Here is an 18,119-nt window from a genome sequence, read left to right as displayed (position 1 = left end):
GCGACCAGATCGAATGGCGGAAAACAGTGACAAAAGCGTGAGCGCCGAGGGGCTGGAACAGGTCATCGGCAAGGCGTCCAAAGGCGGTCCGCCGCCCGTTCACCTGTGGAATCCCGCCTATTGCGGGGAAATGGACCTGCTGATCCGCGCCGACGGCACCTGGGTCCATGACGGATCGCCCATCACCCGCCCCGCCATGGTGAGGCTGTTCGCATCCATCCTGAAACGCGAGGGAGAGCGGTATTTTCTGGTCTCTCCGGTCGAAAAACTGGGCATCCGGGTCGAGGATGCGCCGTTTCTGGCCATTGATGCCGAAATCGTGCCCGACCGGGCCGACCAGCCCGGACGGATCACCCTGACCACCAATGTCGGCGATCAGGTCGCGGTGGGCCCGGATCACGCGCTGATCCTGCGCGGCACGTCGCAAGCGCCCCGCCCCTATGTGCATGTCCGCGCCGGGCTGGAGGCGCTGATCGACCGCAAGACCTTTTACCGGCTGGCCGCCGCTGCCGAACCGGGCCCGGATGGCCGGGCGGGCGTCCGCGCGGGCGGGCAATTCTTCGCATTGGAGCCGTGATGCCGCGCTTTGCCGCCAACCTGACGATGCTGTTCACCGAGCTGCCGATCCTCGACCGCTTTGCCGCCGCTGCCGAAGCCGGATTCGACGGGGTCGAGATCCTGTATCCCTATGACATCGCCGCCCCCGAACTGTATCGCGCCGCCACCGCTGCCGGGCTGGATATCGTGCTGATCAATGCGCCACCGCCGAACTGGGCGGGCGGCCCGCGCGGTTTTGCCGCCGTGCCGGGATTGCAGGATCGGTTCCGTCGCGATTTCGAACGCAGCCTGCGTGTGGCACAAGTGTTGCGCGCCACCCATATCCATATCGTCTGCGGGCGGGCGCAGGGTCAGGACGCGCATGACACCTTTGTCGAAAATCTGGGCTGGGCCGCGCATCGCGCCCCCCATGCCAGCCTGACGATCGAGCCGAGAAACCGCACCGACACCCACGATTATTTCCTGACCGACTATCGCACCGCCATCGACATCATCGACAATGTCGCCGCCCCCAATCTGGGGCTGCAGCTGGACGCCTATCATGCGCAGATGATCACCGGCGATCTGATGACCTGCTGGCGCAAGGTGGCGCCGCTGGTGCGCCATATCCAGATCGCGGGCTGCCCGGGACGCCATGAACCCGATATCGGCATGATCGATTATCCCGCCTTCTTCGCCGAGCTGGACGAGTGGGGCTATCGGGGCTGGGTCGGATGTGAATACAACCCGCAGCGGACCAGCCTGAAGGGGCTGGGATGGCTGCGTCAGGCCTTGGCCGCGCGGGGCTGAACCTGCTTTTTCCGTTCAGTTCAGGGAACCTGTGCGCAACCTGACCCGTTTGCCTAGTGATGCGTCACCACGCCGCGCCGATTGTGCGGCGGATGCCCAAGGCAAAGGAAAAAGTCATGAATTCGATCATCTATATTGTCGGCCTCGTCGTTGTCGTTCTGTTCGTCCTGTCGTTTCTCGGCCTGCGGTAAGGAAACCCGATCATGAACGAAAACCTCGATACTGCCGGCAAGGCACAGCGTGGCCATGTCGATTGGCCCTCGATCCTTGCGGGGGCGGCGATCGCAGGCGGGCTGACGGTCGTTCTGACCGGCTTTACCGCCGCGATCGGGCTCGGGTCGGTTTCGGCCGAAACAGGCGAGGGTCTGGGCACCTTCGCGCTGATCCTCGTGGGCGTCTTCGCCTTTGTCTCGATGATCGCGATCTATGGTCTGGGCGGCTATGTCGCCGGACGGATGCGGGCCCGCACCTCGACTTCGGAAGACGAAGTCGAAGCGCGTGACGGCATTCACGGCCTGACGGTCTGGGCTATCGGCATGATCCTCAGCGGCATTCTGGCGGCAGGTGCGGTGACCAGCGGCGTGCGCGCGGCAGGCAGCGCGGCCACCACGGCGGTCGAGGCGGCAGGCTCTGCGGTCGGCGGTGCCCTGCAGGGCACAGGCCAGCTGGCAGGCGGTATCGTCGGCGGTGCAGGCCAGATTGCAGGCGGCGCGATCAGCGGTGTCGGCCAACTGGCAGGCGGCGCCGTATCCGGTGCCGGCGAAGCGGCTGGCGGCGAAGAGATGGGCGGCAATCCTCTGGATTACCTGACCGATCGTCTGCTGCGCGGCGAAGCGGCGGCCCCCGACCAGTTCTCGGACGAGGCGATCCGCAGCGAAGTCGGTAGCATTCTCAGCACCGTTCTGCGCACCGGCGAGGTTCCCGAGGATGATCTGGACTATCTGCGCGACGCGCTGGCAGCCCGGACCGACCTGACCCCGGCCCAGATCGACGCCCGCGTCGAAGAGGCCGTGACCCAGACCCAGACCCTGCGCGACGAGGCCGAACAGCGCCTGACCGAAGCGCGCCAGCAGGCCGAAGAGGCTTTGGCCACCGCCGAAGCCCAGGCACAAGAGCTGCGCGCCGAGGCCGAACAGCGTCTGCAAGAAGCACAGGACACCGCCATCGCTGCGGCTGAATCCGCCCGTCACGCAGCTGTGTGGTCGGCCCTGTTCCTGGCCGTGACCTCGCTGATTGCGGGTCTGGCAGCCTGGATGGGTGCGATCCGTGGCGGCAGCGACCGCGACGCGGGCCGCGTCTGGACCGGTCTGACCCGCCGTCGTTCGTGACCCTGCTGGCGCCTTAGGGCGCCTGCGGAACCCCTGAACTCTGAAAGGCCTCCGACCGCTTGTGTCGGGGGCCTTTCAATTGCGGGCTGGCATTCACGGCCCTTATCGGCTAGGGCAGCCGCGAAACCTATGGATTAAGGCTGTCATGGATATCCGCAACATCGCCATCATCGCCCACGTCGACCACGGCAAGACCACTCTGGTGGATCAGCTGCTGCGTCAGTCGGGGTCTTTCCGCGAAAATCAGGCCGTCGCGGAACGCGCGATGGACAGCAACGACATCGAACGCGAACGCGGCATCACGATCCTTGCCAAGGCCACCTCGGTGGAATGGAAGGGCATCCGCATCAACATCGTCGACACCCCCGGCCACGCCGATTTCGGCGGCGAGGTCGAACGGATCTTGTCGATGGTCGATGGCGTCTGCCTTCTGGTCGATGCCGCCGAAGGCCCGATGCCGCAGACGAAATTCGTGCTGTCCAAGGCGCTGGCCCTGGGCCTGCGCCCGATCGTCGTGCTGAACAAGGTCGACAAGCCCGCAGCCGAACCCGACGAGACGCTGAACGACGTGTTCGACCTGTTCGCCAATCTGGGCGCCACGGATGAGCAGCTTGATTTTCCGCATGTCTATGCCTCGGGCATCGGCGGTTGGGCCGACACCACGCTGGACGGCGACCGCAAGAACCTTGACGCGCTGTTCGACCTGATCACCAAGCATGTGCAGCCGCCCAAGCAGATCAACCGCAACCACGAGCCGTTCCAGATGCTGGCGACCACCCTGGGCGCCGACGCGTTTCTGGGCCGTCTGCTGACCGGCCGGGTCGAGGCCGGCACCGCCCGCGCCGGTGACACGCTGAAGGCGATGTCGCGCGATGGCGAAAAGCTGGAGACGTTCCGGATCAGCAAGATCCTGGCCTTCCGCGGCCTGACCCAGACCACCATCGACGAGGCCGAGGCCGGTGACATCGTCACGCTGGCAGGCATGTCCAAGGCGACCGTGGCCGACACTCTGTGCCACCCGGACGTGACGGACGCCCTGCCCTCGCAGCCGATCGATCCGCCGACCATCAGCGTCACCTTTGGCATCAATGACAGCCCGCTGGCCGGTCAGGACGGCAAGAAGGTCCAGTCCCGCGTCATCCGCGAGCGTCTGATGAAAGAGGCCGAGATCAACGTCGCGATCAAGGTCGAGGATACGCCGGGCGGCGAGGCCTTCGTCGTCTCGGGCCGTGGCGAATTGCAGATGGGCGTGTTGATCGAGAACATGCGCCGCGAAGGATTCGAGCTGTCGATCAGCCGCCCCCGCGTCATCTACAAGGAAGAGGACGGAAAGCGTCTTGAGCCGATCGAAGAGGTCATCATCGACGTCGATGACGAATATACCGGCGTGGTCATCGAAAAGCTGACAGGCGACCGCAAGGGCGACCTGATCGAGATGCGCCCCGCAGGCGTCGGCAAGACCCGCATCGTGGCCCATGTGCCGGCGCGCGGTCTGATCGGCTATCAGGGCGAATTCATGACCGACACGCGCGGCAACGGCGTGCTGAACCGCATCTTCCACGGATGGGCACCGCATAAGGGCGCCATTCAGGGCCGTCGTCAGGGCGTTCTGATCTCCATGGAAAACGGTGTTTCGGTCTCCTATGCGCTGTGGAAGCTGGAAGATCGCGGCAAGTTCTTCATCGGCGCGCAGGAACAGCTGTATCAGGGCATGATCATCGGCGAGCACTCGCGCGACAACGATCTCGAGGTGAACCCGCTGAAGGGCAAGCAGCTGACCAACGTCCGCGCCTCGGGCACGGACGAGGCGGTGCGCCTGACGACCCCGGTCCGCATGTCGCTGGAAGAGGCCATCGCCTATATCAACGACGACGAACTGGTCGAGGTGACGCCCAAGAACGTGCGCCTGCGCAAGCGCCATCTGGACCCGAACGAACGCAAGCGCGTCGCCCGTTCGGGCGTCTGAGCGGATCAACCGGAACAAAGGGCCCGGTCTGCAGATGACCTCTGCAGGCCGGGCTTGTGCTTTCAAAGACCGGGCATAAACAGTCAAATAAATGTGTCGCCCGCGCGACATTTCGTGATAGGCTGACCTACGGGCAAGAGGTCAGACGGTTCAGTCGGGCGATGTCTTGTTCGGATTTGATTGACGATTTTTGAACCGGACGCCGTCCGGGCAACGTCCTTAGGTTGTGTCATCTGTTTTATCATTGCTTCGAAAACAGCGCATCAGACCGGGCCATGACATCATGCAGACGACCGCACACAGGGAACAACCCCACGGCTTGCACGAGCGGGCCATCTCTGCCCTGTTGCGGCTGATCGATGACCGCGATGCCCGCCTGCCCAGCCTGGACGAGGTCGCGCGGTCGATCAATGAGCCCCCCGCCCGGCTGAATGACATCTATGACGACAATCGCGCGCTTTTGATCACCAGCATCGAGCAATCGTTGATTTTGCTGATGGATACCTGCACCCGCGCGGTGGTCAAGGTCGATCCCAAGGATCCCTTCGCCCAGTTCATCGCACTTGGGAATGCCTATCTTGACTGGGCCGACAGGCATCGGATCGAATTCCGCATGATGTCGGATGGCGGGGTTCCGCACCTGCTGCAAGTGCCCTCGCTGCGCCGCTATGTGGATTCGCTGACCGAACTGATGACCCGCATGATGACCCGCGCCCGCGACGAGGGGCAGCTGCACCCGCGCGAGGATATCGCCCTGCTGGTGCTGTCGTCGCGCAGCTATGCCTATGGTCTGGCGCGGATGCTGGTGGACGGACGCATGGCCGAATGGGCGCCGGAACGGCCTCCTCTGGCGACCGCCAAGATGCTGACTCTGGACTTTGTGACGCGCATCGCGCGCAGCAGCAAGGTTACCGCGACGGCGTGACAGATTAGCCAGTTTTGCAATCGGCCCTTTCGAAAAAGGGGTGCCTGCGTTATCTGCAAGGCAACCTCAGAATGACGAAAGAGCAGCCGTGACCGATTATATCATCAAGGATATCGCGCTGGCCGGATACGGTCGCAAGGAACTGGATATCGCCGAAACCGAAATGCCGGGCCTGATGGCGCTGCGCGCCGAATACGGGCAGGCCAAGCCGCTGGCCGGCGCCCGCATCGTGGGCAGCCTGCACATGACCATCCAGACCGCCGCCCTGATCGAGACGCTGACGGCGCTTGGCGCCGATGTCCGGTGGGCCTCGTGCAACATCTATTCGACGCAGGACCATGCCGCCGCCGCCATCGCCGAGGCCGGTGTGCCGGTCTTTGCGATCAAGGGTCAGTCGCTGGAAGAGCATTGGGATTACCTGGACCGTTCGTTCCAGTTTCCCGACGGACCGAACCTGATCCTGGACGATGGCGGCGACGCGACGCTGTATGTTCTGCTGGGCGCGCGGGCCGAGGCGGGCGAGGACATCATCCCCGTCCCGGAATCGGACGAGGAAACCGTCATCAAGGCGCAGATTGCCAAGCGCATGGCGCAGTCACCCGGCTGGTTCACCAAGACCCGCGACCAGATTCTGGGCGTCTCGGAAGAAACCACCACCGGCGTGCATCGTCTGTATGATCTGCAGAAAAAGGGCCTTCTGCCCTTCCCCGCGATCAATGTGAACGACAGCGTCACCAAATCGAAATTCGACAACAAGTACGGCTGCAAGGAATCGCTGGTCGACGGCATCCGCCGCGCCACCGATGTGATGATGGCCGGCAAGGTCGCGGTCGTCTGCGGCTATGGCGATGTGGGCAAGGGCTCGGCGGCGTCGCTGCAGGGCGCGGGCGCCCGCGTCAAGGTGACCGAAGTCGATCCGATCTGCGCACTGCAGGCCGCAATGGACGGGTTCGAGGTCGTGGTGCTGGAAGACGTGGTCGAGACCGCCGACATCTTCATCACCACCACCGGCAACCGCGACGTCATCCGGCTGGAGCATATGCGCGAGATGAAGGATATGGCCATCGTCGGCAATATCGGCCATTTCGACAATGAAATTCAGGTTGCGTCCTTGCGCAACCACAAATGGACCAACATCAAGGATCAGGTGGACATGATCGAGATGCCCTCGGGCAACCGGATCATCCTGCTGAGCCAAGGGCGCCTGCTGAACCTTGGCAATGCGACCGGGCATCCGTCCTTTGTGATGTCGGCCAGCTTCACCAATCAGGTGCTGGCCCAGATTGAGCTGTTCACCAAGGGCGACGACTATAAGCCGGGCGTCTATATCCTGCCCAAGGCGCTGGACGAAAAGGTCGCGCGCCTGCATCTGGGCCGGATCGGCGCCAAATTGTCGGTGCTGTCGACGGAACAGGCCGATTACATCGGCGTTTCGACCGAAGGCCCCTTTAAATCCGACCATTACCGGTATTGATCCCATGACAGAATATTCGACCTTCACCTCCGAGTCCGTCTCGGAGGGGCACCCCGACAAGATCGCCGACCAGATCAGCGATGCCATTCTGGACGCCATTCTGGCCGAGGATCCGCGCGCCCGCGTGGCCTGCGAGACGATGGTGAAAACCGGCGTCGCGATCATCTCGGGCGAGATCACGACCAGCGCTTGGGTGGATCTGGAATCCATCGTGCGCGGGGTGATCACCGATATCGGCTATAATTCGTCCGATGTGGGTTTCGATGGCGCGACCTGTTCGGTAATCAACATCATCGGCAAGCAATCTCCTGAGATCAATCAGGGGGTTGACCGTACAAGCCTCGAAGAACAGGGGGCCGGGGATCAGGGCCTGATGTTCGGCTATGCTTCGGATGAAACCGATGTGCTGATGCCCGCGCCGATCACCTATGCCCATCGGCTGGTGGAACGCCAGTCCAAGGTCCGCCGCGACGGCACCCTGCCCTGGCTGCGCCCGGATGCCAAATCGCAGATCACCCTGCGCTATGGTCCCGATGGCCGCCCCGAGGGGATCGAGGCGGTGGTGCTGTCCACCCAGCACAATCCCGAAATCAGCCTTGCCGATCTGCGCGAGGCGGTGACGGAAGAAATCATCAAGCCGGTCCTGCCTGCGGAATGGCTGAGCGATGCGACGAAATATTTCATCAACCCGACCGGCAAGTTCGTGATCGGCGGCCCTGTGGGCGATTGCGGCCTGACCGGGCGCAAGATCATCGTCGACAGCTATGGCGGCATGGCACGCCATGGCGGCGGGGCGTTTTCGGGCAAGGATCCGTCCAAGGTCGATCGCTCGGCGGCTTATGCGGGCCGGTGGGTGGCCAAGAACATCGTGGCCGCCGGTCTGGCAAAGCGCTGCGAGATACAGGTCAGTTATGCGATCGGCGTGGCGGAACCCACCTCGATCAGCCTGAACTGTTTCGGGACCGAAACCGTCCCGGTCGACCGGATCGTCGCTGCCGTGCGCGAGGTGTTCGACCTGCGCCCCTTTGCGATCATCCGCGAACTGGACCTGCTGCATCCGATCTATCGCCCGACCGCCAGCTATGGCCATTTCGGACGCGAGGCTTACGCGCTGAACGGCGCCACCGCCTTCAGCTGGGAGACCGTGGACAAGGCCGAGGCCCTGAAGGCCGCGCTGAGCTGACACGACAAAGGCCGCCCATCGGGGCGGCCTTTTTCATCATGGGACGGCGCCTCAATAGGCCATGATGCCCCAATATCTGGTGCCGGTGACGGGCTTGCCGTCATTGGCCAGCAAAAACCCCGAGATGACCCGGATGAGCCCCCAGACCGTCAGAAACGCCCAGACCAGAAAGCCGATGCCGATCACGATGGTGACAAAGGCCAGTAGCGCGATGGCAAGGCTGATCCAGAAGGTGCGGATCTGGAACTGCAGATGGCTGTCCAGCACCGGATCCTTGCCGCGCGAGACATAGGCATAGACCACGCCGACCAGCGTCGTCAGTCCGACAAGATAGCCAAGCGCATACAGGCCATAGACGATCTTTGCGGGGGTCAGATCGGGTGCGGTCAGGGTCCGCGAGGGGTCGGGGAATGGGGTCATCGGGTCTCCTCAGGGGGTGGAATATAGCTTGCGGGCGCGATCCTCGAAAGCGCGGACGATGCGCGACATGGCCTCGTGAAAGACCACGCCGATCAGCCGTTGCAGAATGGCGTTCTTGAATTCGAAATCTACGAAAAATTCGACATGGCAGCCGCCTTCGGGCCGATCGGTAAAGGTCCAGCCGCTGCGCATGTATTTGAACGGGCCGTCCAGATATTCGGTGTCGATCTTCCAGCGGCCCTGATCGTCCTGCGGCCACAGCACGACGCGGCTGCCAAAGCGTTCGCGGAACACCTTGAAGCTGATGACCAGATCGGCGGTGATTTCCTCGCTGCCATCGGGCCGGGTCTCGCGGGACCGGATGCGCGCGGCGCTGTTCCACGGCAGAAACTGCGGATAGCGTTCGACATCGGCCACCAGATCGTACATCTGGCGCGCGCTATAGGGAAGGTTTCGACTGTCCTGATGGTTCGGCACGGGCTTGGGCTCTTGAGTTTCGTCGCGACGTCTGATTTCGCTGTCGCGAGGATGTAACAGGCGAGGCGCAAGATGCACAACCTGATGTGGCTGGTACGCGCCGCGAGATGGGTCAGGAACCCGCCGAGCGCCAAGATGGTGATGATGGTGTTCGGCATCATCGCCGTGGGTCTGATCATCGCGGGGGTCGAGATGCTGGGCTATTGGCCCGAATGGGCCACGATGGAGCGTCAGCCGCGCTTTCCGCGTTGATCTGTCAGTCTTTCTTCGTAGGAACGGGGCGGGGCCGGGGTGCGCCAAGCGCCAGAGTGATCGCAAAGGCCGTCATCAGGCCCGCAAAAGTCAGGATCAGGGTCATCATGTCCTCCGGTTCGTTGCAGGGCCTCTGATCACAGAGAATCCGCACCAAATGTGTCGCATTGCCGCATATCGCCCGAGTCGAACCCGCGCATCAGCCATTCCTGACGCTGCGCCGCGGTGCCGTGGGTAAAGCTGTCGGGCATGGGCGTCCGGCCCGCGCTGGCCTGAATGACGTCATCCCCGACGGCTTCGGCTGCTCGCATCGCCTCGTCCAGATCGCCAACGTCCAGACTGCCGAAACGTTCCTGCGCCTGACGCGCCCAGATGCCCGCATAGCAATCGGCCTGCAATTCATTGGCGACAGAAATGGCATTGGCCTCGGCCTCCGACCCGCTGCTGCGGGCGCGGTTGACCTCGTCCAGCGTGCCGGTCAGGTTCTGGACATGGTGGCCGACCTCATGTGCGATCACATAGGCGGCGGCGAAATCGCCGCCCGCGCCCATCCGTTCGGCCATCATGTCGAAAAAGTCGGTATCCAGATAGACGCGCTGATCGCCGGGGCAATAGAACGGCCCCATGGCCGAGGATGCGCCCCCGCAGGCCGATTGCACGACCCCCCGGAACAGGACCAGCGTCGGATCCTGATAGGCGATGCCAGCTTGTTCCTGCAGCAGAGGCTGCCAGATTTCCTCGGTATCGGCCAGAACGACCGACACGAACTGGCCCCATTCCTCGTCGCGTTCGGACAGCTCGACCTCGCCCTGCTGACCCTGGTCCATGCCCTGCACCAGAGGCGTCACGTCGATGCCGAAGAAATAGCCGACCGCCAGCACGACCAGCGTGCCCGCGATGCCGATCCCGCCTGCCGCGCGGCCCATGCCGCGACGATCCTCGACATTGCCGCTGCCCCGTCGTCCCCGCCACTGCATGTCATATCCCCGCGATCGCTGTTGCCCGGAACGCGCGCAACCGGCCCCGGTTCCCCTGCCCCCGCGCTTCACAGCCGCGCGAGAGGGTTGACGCGGCCCCCGCACGGGGGGAAGGACAGGCCAAAGCCGCCAAAGGGGACAGCATGCTGCGCAGACTTTACGACTGGACCATGGGGCTTGCGGCGCATCGCCATGCCAATGCGGCCCTGTTCGGGGTCAGCTTCATCGAAAGCTCGGTCTTTCCGATCCCGCCCGATGTGCTGATGATCCCGATGGTGCTGGCGCGGCGCGCGCGCGCCTGGGCGATTGCCACGATCGCGACGGCGGGTTCGGTTCTGGGGGCGCTGCTGGGATACTGGATCGGCGCGGTGCTGATGGACACGGTCGGCCAATGGGTGCTGACCGCCTATGGCAAAGAGGCCGCCTTTCAGGATCTGTCCCTGCGCTTTGCCGAATACGGGGGCTGGGCGGTGCTGTTCGCGGCGCTGACCCCCTTTCCGTTCAAGGTGATCACGATCTTTTCGGGCGCCGTGGGGCTGTCGCTGCCGCTGTTCATCGCGACCTCGATCCTGGGGCGTGCGGGGCGGTTCTTTATCGTCGCCGGGCTTTTGTGGCAATTCGGCGGCCCCGTCCGCGATTTCATCGAGCGGCGCTTGGGTCTGGTCTTTACCATCTTCATGGCCTGCCTGATCGGCGGCTTTGCCACTGTGAGGTTCCTGTGACGGGCAGACAGCTTTCCCTTATCGCCGGGGCCGGATCGGCCCTGTTGCTGATCGCGGCGCTTGGCTTTCAGGCGGCAGGCTACGCGCCTTGCGAATTGTGCATCCTGCAACGCTGGCCGCATGTCGCGGCGGTGGCCGTCGCGGCGCTGGTCTGGCTGACTGGCCAGGTGCGGTCGCTGGCGGTGCTGGGCATGATCGCGGCGGGTGCTGCGGCGGGCGTGGCCCTGTACCATGTGGGGGTCGAAATGACTTGGTGGGCCGGGCCGTCGCATTGTTCGGGCGGTGTCGGTGATCTGTCGCGCCTGTCCACGCAGGATCTGATGACCCGGCTGCAATCGGCCCCGGTCGTGCGCTGCGACGAGGTGGCATGGTCGTTTCTGGGCGTCTCGATGGCGGGCTGGAACGCCCTTCTGTCCGCAGGTCTGGCGGGCCTGTGGGCAATGGCCGCCCGCAAGGGCGCCTGAGGCGGCAGGGCGCGGCCTTTTCCCAACCGTTTCGGCGGGCCGCGATTGCCCCTTGGGGATGGCTGCGCTATACCGAACCCCAACTAGATGTTGAGGAATACCCGTGGCCGACACCCCAGAAGACGATCTGCCCGAAACCCCGGAAGAGGGCGCCCCCACCCGGGTCGTGATGCATCATGACGGCCCGGTGATCGACATCTCGGCCGAGATGCGGACATCCTATCTGGACTATGCGATGTCGGTGATCGTCAGCCGGGCGATCCCCGATCTGCGCGACGGGCTGAAGCCGGTGCATCGCCGCATCCTGTATGCGATGGACGAAAGCGGAAACACCCCCGACAAGCCCTATCGCAAATCCGCGCGGTCCGTCGGCGATGTGATGGGCAAGTATCACCCGCATGGCGACAGCGCGATCTATGACGCGCTGGTGCGGATGGCGCAGACCTTTTCGATGTCGCTGCCACTGCTGGACGGTCAGGGCAATTTCGGCAGCATGGACGGCGATCCGGCGGCGGCGATGCGCTACACCGAAGTGCGCATGGACAAACCCGCGAATTTCCTGCTGATGGATATCGATAAGGATACCGTCGATTTTCAGGACAATTATGACGGCAAGGACCGCGAACCGACCGTCCTGCCCGCACGCTTTCCGAACATGCTGGTCAATGGCGCAGGCGGCATCGCGGTCGGTATGGCCACGAACATCCCGCCGCACAATCTGGGCGAGGTGATCGACGCCACGCTGGAGCTGATCGCCGATCCCGACCTGCCGACCGAACGGTTGCTGGAGATCATTCCCGGCCCGGACTTTCCGACCGGCGCGACGATCCTGGGCCGATCCGGCGCGCGCAAAGCCTATCTGGAAGGGCGCGGCAGCGTCATCATCCGCGCGAAAACCCATATCGAGGAGCCGCGCAAGGACCGCTTTGCCATCGTCGTCGATGAAATCCCCTATCAGGTGAACAAATCCACCCTGATCGAGCGCATCGCGGAACTGGCCAAGGAAAAGAAGGTCGAGGGTATCGCCACGGTTCAGGATGAAAGCGACCGCCACGGCGTCCGCGTCGTCGTCGAACTGAAACGCGACGCCACGCCCGAGGTGGTTCTGAACCAGCTGTTCCGCTTTACCCAGCTGCAGACGACCTTTGGCTGCAACATGCTGGCGCTGAACGGCGGCAAGCCCGAACAGCTGGCGCTGCGCGATTTTCTGACCTATTTCATTGCCTTCCGAGAGGAAGTTGTGGCACGCCGCACGGCCTATGAACTGCGCCGCGCCCGTGAACGCAGCCATGTGCTGTGCGGTCTGGCAGTCGCTGTCAGCAATGTCGACGAGGTGGTGGCCACCATCCGCGCCAGCGCCGACGCCGCCGAGGCCCGCGAAAAGCTGATGACGCGCCCCTGGCCCGCCCATGAGATCGTCGAATATCTGCGCCTGATCGACGATCCGCTGCACCCGGTGAACGAGGACGGAACCTATAACCTGTCCGAGGTTCAGGCCCGCGCCATTCTGGACCTGCGCCTGCAGCGTCTGACCCAGATCGGCGTCAAAGAGGTCACCGACGAGCTGCAAACGCTGGCCGACAGCATTCGCGACTATCTGGCCATCCTCGCCTCGCGCGATCGCATCATGGAGATCATCGCGACCGAACTGCGCGAGATCCGCGATCTGTTCGCCGTCCCCCGCCGCACAGAGATCGTGGACTGGGCCGGCGACATGATGGATGAGGATCTGATCGAGCGCGAGGATATGGTCGTCACCATCACCTCGGGCGGGTATATCAAGCGCACGGCACTGGCCGAATTCCGCTCGCAGCGGCGGGGCGGCAAGGGTCTGTCCAGCATGGCCACCAAGGAAGACGACGTGGTCACCACGCTGTTCGTGGCCAATACCCATACCGAATTGCTGTTCTTTACCACCGACGGCATGGTCTATCGCATGAAGACATGGCGACTGCCGCTGGCGGGCCGCACGTCCAAGGGCAAGGCGATCGTCAATATCCTGCCGATCGTGCCGGGCGTCAGCATCGCGGCCCTGCTGCCGATGGATGCGCCGGAAACCGAATGGGACAATTATCAGGTGGTCTTTGCCACCGATGACGGCGATGTGCGTCGCAATGCCCTGTCCGATTTCACCAATATCATGCGCAACGGCAAGATCGCCATGAAGATGCCCGAGGGCGTGACGCTGGTCGGCGTGCGTCTGGCGACCGAGACCGATGACATGATGCTAGTCACCGGCATGGGCCGCGCGATCCGCTTTCCGACCACCGCGATCCGGGTGTTCAAAAGCCGCGATTCGACCGGGGTGCGGGGCATTCGTCTGGCGCCGGGCGACAAGGTCGTCAGCATGTCCGTGATCCGCCATTTCGAGGCTGATCCCTCGGAACGCGTCGCCTATCTCAAGATGCGCCGTGCGGTGGCGGGGGCGCTGGATGACGGGGCCGAGGCTGACGAGGATGACGACACCGTCGAAGGCACCGTGACCCAGGAACGCTATATCGAGATGTCGGCGGCCGAGGATCTGATCCTGACGATCAGCGCCCGCGGATCAGGCAAGATCAGCAGCAGCCACGATTATCCGGTCAGAAACCGCGGCGGCATCGGCGTCATGGCCATGGACCGTGCGATGCGCGGCGGCCCGCTGGTCGCCAGCTTCCCGGTCGAGGGGGACGATCAGATCATGCTGGCAACCTCGACCGGCCAGTCGATCCGCGTGCCCGTGCAGGGGATCAGCTTCCGGTCGCGCACCGCAGGCGGGGTCAAGGTCTTTAACACCGCCGCCGGAGAGGTGGTCGTCTCGGTCGCCCGCATCGCCGAACAGGGCGACAGCGAGATCGCCGAAACGACCGACGATCAGGACTGACACCAACCGACCCGATCCCGCCAGCCGGGATCGGGTTTTTCATCAGCGCCGCGGGGACATGCGTGGACCAATCGAACGAGACCGTACTGCGAGAGCGGCTGCAGACCGGGTTTCTGGGTCTGATCGCCTTTGCGCTGCTGATGATCATGCTGGTGCAGGCGAAATTCATCCTGATCTCGCTGGCCATCGCGATCATCCTGTTCTCTCTGACCTCGGATGCGATCCACGCGATCTCGACCCGGCTGCGGGTTCCGAACTGGCTGGCCACGACGCTTGCGCTGATCGGCATCGCGCTTGGGCTCTTGTGGATCTCGACCACCATCGTCGCACAGGTGAACGAGGTCGTCTTTCTGGCCATCGCCTATGCCGAACAGGCGCAGGCTGCCCTGCCCACCCTGACCGAACGCTTGGGCCCCGAGGCGCAGGAACGGATCATGACGGCGCTGACGAATTTCAACATCACCGGCTGGATCCGGTCACTGGCGGGTCAGGCCTCGGGGCTGTTGTCGGGCAGCGTACTGGTCATCCTGTTCGTGGGCTTCATGTTCGCCGAACAGGTCTGGTTTCCCCTGAAAATCGAACGTCTGGCCGAAGATCCCGAGCGTGCGCATCAGATCCGCCGCATCATCGCGTCGATCATGCACCGCGTGAACCGCTATCTGGTGGTCAAGACCGGGGTCAGCGCGGTAACGGCCGTGATTGTCTGGGTCATCTTTCGCGTGGCGGGTCTGGAACTGGCGCTGGCAGTGGCGCTGCTGACCTTCATTCTGAACTTCATCCCCTCGGTGGGCTCGATTGTGGCGACGGCGATCGCGACGATGCTGGCCTTCGTGCTGACCGGCGACACCACGCTGACGCTGATCGTGGGCGTGTTGTGCAGCGTCACGCAGTTCCTGATCGGCAATATTCTGGACCCGATGCTGCTGGGCCAGACGCTGCGCCTGTCCAGCTTTGGCATCATCCTGTCGCTGGCCTTCTGGGGCGCGATCTGGGGGGTGCCGGGGATGTTTCTTGCAGTGCCGATCATGGTCGCGCTGATGATCATCTGTGCCCATATCCCCTGGCTGCGCGGGCTGGCCGTCATGCTGTCGCGCGAGGGGTTGCCCGATGACGGCAGCGGCGACGAAGGGGACGCGTCCCGCAGTTTGGCTGCCTGAACTCCACAAAAAAACGGTGGCGCGACCGCATATGGCCGCGCCCCCGTTTTCATGTCTGGCCTGATCACCGTCCGCTGTCGGCATCCCCATCGTCGTATTCGCCGTCCTCGGGCAAGGACCGCGAGGCGACCGAGGTGTCGCGGATCGCGGCGGGCTGTCCGGGTTCTGCCGCGACCTCTTTGGTGGGCCTGTCCGGGGCTGCCGCTTTGGCCGTCTGACCCGGCAGGGCTTCGGGGTTGCGCAGCCAGATGTCGCGCTGCGCAAAGGGGATCTCGATCCCCTCGGCGGCGAAGCGTGCGGTTATCGAATGCAACAGATCCGAAGTCACGCCAAGGCCCGTGCCGACATCCGCCAGAATTGCCCGGATCTCGAAACTCAGGCTATCGGCGCCGAAGGCGCGGAACAGGATGGCGGGGGCGGGATCGATAGCGACCAGCGGGTGATCCTCGGTGATCTCGCGCAGGATCGCCTCGACCTTGCGGGTGTCTGTACCATAGGCCACGCCGACGGGAATGATGATCCGCCCGACCTTGTTGTGGCGCGTCCAGTTGGTCACCGGCTGGCTGATCAGGTCGCTGTTGGGGACGATCACCTCGGTCTTGTCAAAGGTCTCGACCTGCGTCGAACGGACCGAGATGCGCTTGACGATGCCCTGCTGTCCGCCCGCGCTGATCCAGTCGCCAACGCTGACCGGACGTTCGATCAGCAAGATGATACCGCTGACGAAATTCGACACGATGTTCTGCAGGCCAAAGCCGATGCCGACCGACAGCGCACCCGCGACGATGGCCAGCGAGGACAGATCGATCCCCGCCGAGGTGATCGCCATCAGCGCCGCCAGCACGATCCCGACATAGCCAAGGCCCGACACGACGGCGGTCTGCCCGCCCGGGTCCATCCGCGTCTTGGGCAGGACGGTGCCGCGAAGCATCCCCTGCGCGCCGCGGGTCAGCGCATAGCCGATGCCAAAGATGATGATGAAGGTCAGGATGGCCCCGGGCGACAGGGTGATGCCGCCCATGCTGAAGCCCTGACGGAATCGGACCCAGTATTCGGCCAGCTCGTTCGGGGTGGCGCCCCAGATCACCATGAAGACCGGGACCGAGGCCAGCACCAGCGCAAAGCCCGACAGCATCGGCGCCAGCCCTTCGCGCGCGCCCTCGGCCCCGCGCTGCACCAGATCAAAGATATCGGCGATGAAATCCTGCAGCAGGATCAGCAGGCCCACCAGCGACAGCGACAAAAGCCACGGCCACATGATGACATTGCCCATGTTCACATAGCCAAGGGCCATCACCAGAACCGCCAGTGGCGCCACGATCCGCGTCAGCTGGCCCGCCCAAGCGGCGATCCAGTGCCGATAGGACAGATCCTGCGTCACCGCGTCGCGCGTCAGGCGGCGCAGGATATTGCCAAGCCGGAACATCGCCAGCGCGGTCACCACGGCCATGACCAGATGCCAGACCCCGGCCGAGGCTTCGCTGAATTGCAGCGGCACCCGACCGACCTCGGCCTCGCCATGTTCATAAAGGCCCGACAGCGGCAGGACGGCACGCGACAGCAGGTGGTGCAGCGCCATCAGCGCCGCCAGAACCGTGACCATGCGCCCCGCCGAAACGCGGGCCGCCTCGGTCATCTGCAGTGAGGTATAGGCGATGGCCTGACGCGGAAACAGCGCCCGCGCCAGCCAGATACCGCCGAACAGGATCAGCGCCGCGACAGGCAGGGCGTTCAGGAACGGCGTCGTCCATGCGCCGGCCAGACCGGTGGCCTGAATGGCGCTGATGCCCAGATAGACTCCGGCCAGAGGCACCGCGATCTGGCCAAGCGACACCACAAAGGCCAGCACCGCCCGCGAATGCTTGGATGCCCGCGCCGACAGCCGCGAAGGCAGATTGACGATCCACCCCCGCGCATAGGTCAGGATGAACAGCGCCGCGATCAGATAGCCCGCCACCTCAGGCAGGCGCGGGCGCAGATTGGCCCATGTCTCGGGCGTGGCGTCCTGGCCCAGAACCTCGCCGCCCACCCCTTCCAGCAGGCCGAACCCGTCCGAGGTCGCCTCGGCCCAGGATGCAGGCAACATCGGCGAGGGCGATTGCTTGGCCAGTTCCAGCGCCTGGCGCTGGCGGATGATCTCGTCGATCTGGCCGATGATGGAATTGGCGCGGCTGGCGGCCTCGGTCGCGGCCAAGCGCGGGGCCTGCGCGGTGGACAGCTGGCTGCCCAGTTCCGACCGGCGGGCAGCGACCTCTTCATCCTCGCTGGCGCCTTCGGCGGGGGCGGGGCCAAGCGCCTCGATCTGATTGCGCAGCGTGGCGATGCGGTCGGCGTTGACGTTCTGCCCGGCCTGCAACTGGTCCCGCCAGTCGACGATCCGGGCGCGGGTCCGCGCCAGTTCGTCATTTGCGGCGCGCGGATTGGTCGTCAGCGCCTCGGCCCGTTCGGCGACCTGTTCCCAGGTCTGATAATTGGGCGTCCCGGCCTGTTGGGCCATCAGCGGCGCTGCCGTCAATGTCAGCAGCGCCACAAGCAATAGGGCAATCAGATGTCGCATGAAACCT

General features: G+C 64.1%; 16 protein-coding genes. 12 read left to right on the top strand and 4 right to left on the bottom strand.

Going from position 1 to position 18,119, the window contains the following annotated elements:
* The first annotated feature begins 13 nt into the window (after window positions 1-13).
* The 7 genes from EG885_RS08795 (at window position 14) to metK (ending at window position 8,223) form a co-directional block, all read left to right on the top strand.
* On the top strand, window positions 14-577 hold the full coding sequence (locus tag EG885_RS08795; protein ID WP_131574106.1) for a DUF1285 domain-containing protein: 564 nt from the start codon (window positions 14-16) through the stop codon (window positions 575-577).
* Window positions 577-1,347 (top strand): hydroxypyruvate isomerase family protein, encoded by a 771-nt coding sequence (locus tag EG885_RS08790; protein WP_131574105.1) that lies wholly within the window; start codon window positions 577-579, stop codon window positions 1,345-1,347. Before EG885_RS08795 ends, EG885_RS08790 begins: the two co-directional genes overlap by 1 nt.
* 203 nt (window positions 1,348-1,550) lie before the next feature.
* Window positions 1,551-2,675: a hypothetical protein gene (locus tag EG885_RS08785; protein ID WP_242679571.1), complete on the top strand. Its 1,125-nt coding sequence runs from the start codon at window positions 1,551-1,553 to the stop codon at window positions 2,673-2,675.
* 145 nt (window positions 2,676-2,820) lie between these two features.
* On the top strand, window positions 2,821-4,641 hold the full coding sequence (typA, locus tag EG885_RS08780) for a translational GTPase TypA (protein WP_131574104.1): 1,821 nt from the start codon (window positions 2,821-2,823) through the stop codon (window positions 4,639-4,641).
* Between the two features lie 283 nt (window positions 4,642-4,924).
* Complete coding sequence (locus EG885_RS08775; protein ID WP_131574103.1) at window positions 4,925-5,566, top strand: TetR-like C-terminal domain-containing protein; 642 nt, start codon at window positions 4,925-4,927, stop codon at window positions 5,564-5,566.
* Window positions 5,567-5,654: 88 nt separating this feature from the next.
* Complete coding sequence (ahcY, locus tag EG885_RS08770; RefSeq protein WP_131574102.1) at window positions 5,655-7,040, top strand: adenosylhomocysteinase; 1,386 nt, start codon at window positions 5,655-5,657, stop codon at window positions 7,038-7,040.
* A gap of 4 nt (window positions 7,041-7,044) precedes the next feature.
* Window positions 7,045-8,223: a methionine adenosyltransferase gene (gene metK, locus EG885_RS08765; protein ID WP_131574101.1), complete on the top strand. Its 1,179-nt coding sequence runs from the start codon at window positions 7,045-7,047 to the stop codon at window positions 8,221-8,223.
* A 51-nt stretch (window positions 8,224-8,274) separates the two neighbouring features.
* On the opposite strand, the gene EG885_RS08760 is transcribed toward metK, so the two are convergent.
* Entirely contained in the window at window positions 8,275-8,643 is a 369-nt protein-coding gene (locus EG885_RS08760; RefSeq protein WP_131574100.1) for a DUF4870 family protein, read from the bottom strand.
* Between the two features lie 9 nt (window positions 8,644-8,652).
* Window positions 8,653-9,120 (bottom strand): type II toxin-antitoxin system RatA family toxin, encoded by a 468-nt coding sequence (locus tag EG885_RS08755; RefSeq protein WP_131574099.1) that lies wholly within the window; start codon window positions 9,118-9,120, stop codon window positions 8,653-8,655.
* 72 nt (window positions 9,121-9,192) lie between these two features.
* Between EG885_RS08755 and EG885_RS08750 the strand changes: the two genes are divergently transcribed.
* Window positions 9,193-9,372 (top strand): hypothetical protein, encoded by a 180-nt coding sequence (locus tag EG885_RS08750; RefSeq protein WP_131574098.1) that lies wholly within the window; start codon window positions 9,193-9,195, stop codon window positions 9,370-9,372.
* Window positions 9,373-9,509: 137 nt separating this feature from the next.
* Here the strand turns inward: EG885_RS08750 and ypfJ are convergent, their stop codons facing one another.
* Window positions 9,510-10,349 carry a KPN_02809 family neutral zinc metallopeptidase gene (gene ypfJ, locus EG885_RS08745; RefSeq protein ID WP_131574097.1) on the bottom strand — a complete coding sequence of 280 codons (840 nt, stop codon included), beginning with the start codon at window positions 10,347-10,349 and terminating at the stop codon, window positions 9,510-9,512.
* 143 nt (window positions 10,350-10,492) lie between these two features.
* Here ypfJ and EG885_RS08740 point away from each other — a divergent pair, with 143 nt between their 5' ends.
* The 4 genes from EG885_RS08740 to EG885_RS08725 all read left to right on the top strand — a co-directional run bounded on the left by EG885_RS08740 (window position 10,493) and on the right by EG885_RS08725 (window position 15,555).
* Window positions 10,493-11,071 carry a YqaA family protein gene (locus EG885_RS08740; RefSeq protein WP_131574096.1) on the top strand — a complete coding sequence of 193 codons (579 nt, stop codon included), beginning with the start codon at window positions 10,493-10,495 and terminating at the stop codon, window positions 11,069-11,071.
* Window positions 11,068-11,535 carry a disulfide bond formation protein B gene (locus EG885_RS08735; RefSeq protein WP_131574095.1) on the top strand — a complete coding sequence of 156 codons (468 nt, stop codon included), beginning with the start codon at window positions 11,068-11,070 and terminating at the stop codon, window positions 11,533-11,535. Before EG885_RS08740 ends, EG885_RS08735 begins: the two co-directional genes overlap by 4 nt.
* A 103-nt stretch (window positions 11,536-11,638) precedes the next feature.
* Window positions 11,639-14,398, top strand: a complete 2,760-nt coding sequence (gene gyrA / locus EG885_RS08730; RefSeq protein ID WP_207392237.1) for a DNA gyrase subunit A — start codon at window positions 11,639-11,641, stop codon at window positions 14,396-14,398.
* 62 nt (window positions 14,399-14,460) lie between these two features.
* A complete protein-coding gene (locus EG885_RS08725) occupies window positions 14,461-15,555 on the top strand; it encodes an AI-2E family transporter (protein ID WP_242679570.1) in 1,095 nt (364 codons plus the stop codon).
* A gap of 64 nt (window positions 15,556-15,619) precedes the next feature.
* On the opposite strand, the gene EG885_RS08720 is transcribed toward EG885_RS08725, so the two are convergent.
* On the bottom strand, window positions 15,620-18,112 hold the full coding sequence (locus tag EG885_RS08720) for a DUF3772 domain-containing protein (protein ID WP_131574094.1): 2,493 nt from the start codon (window positions 18,110-18,112) through the stop codon (window positions 15,620-15,622).
* Between the last annotated feature and the right edge of the window lie 7 nt (window positions 18,113-18,119).

The sequence above is a fragment of the Paracoccus nototheniae genome (assembly GCF_004335005.1).
GTDB classification, from domain to species: Bacteria; Pseudomonadota; Alphaproteobacteria; order Rhodobacterales; family Rhodobacteraceae; genus Paracoccus; species Paracoccus nototheniae.
This window is presented reverse-complemented; position numbering and strand designations above follow the sequence as displayed.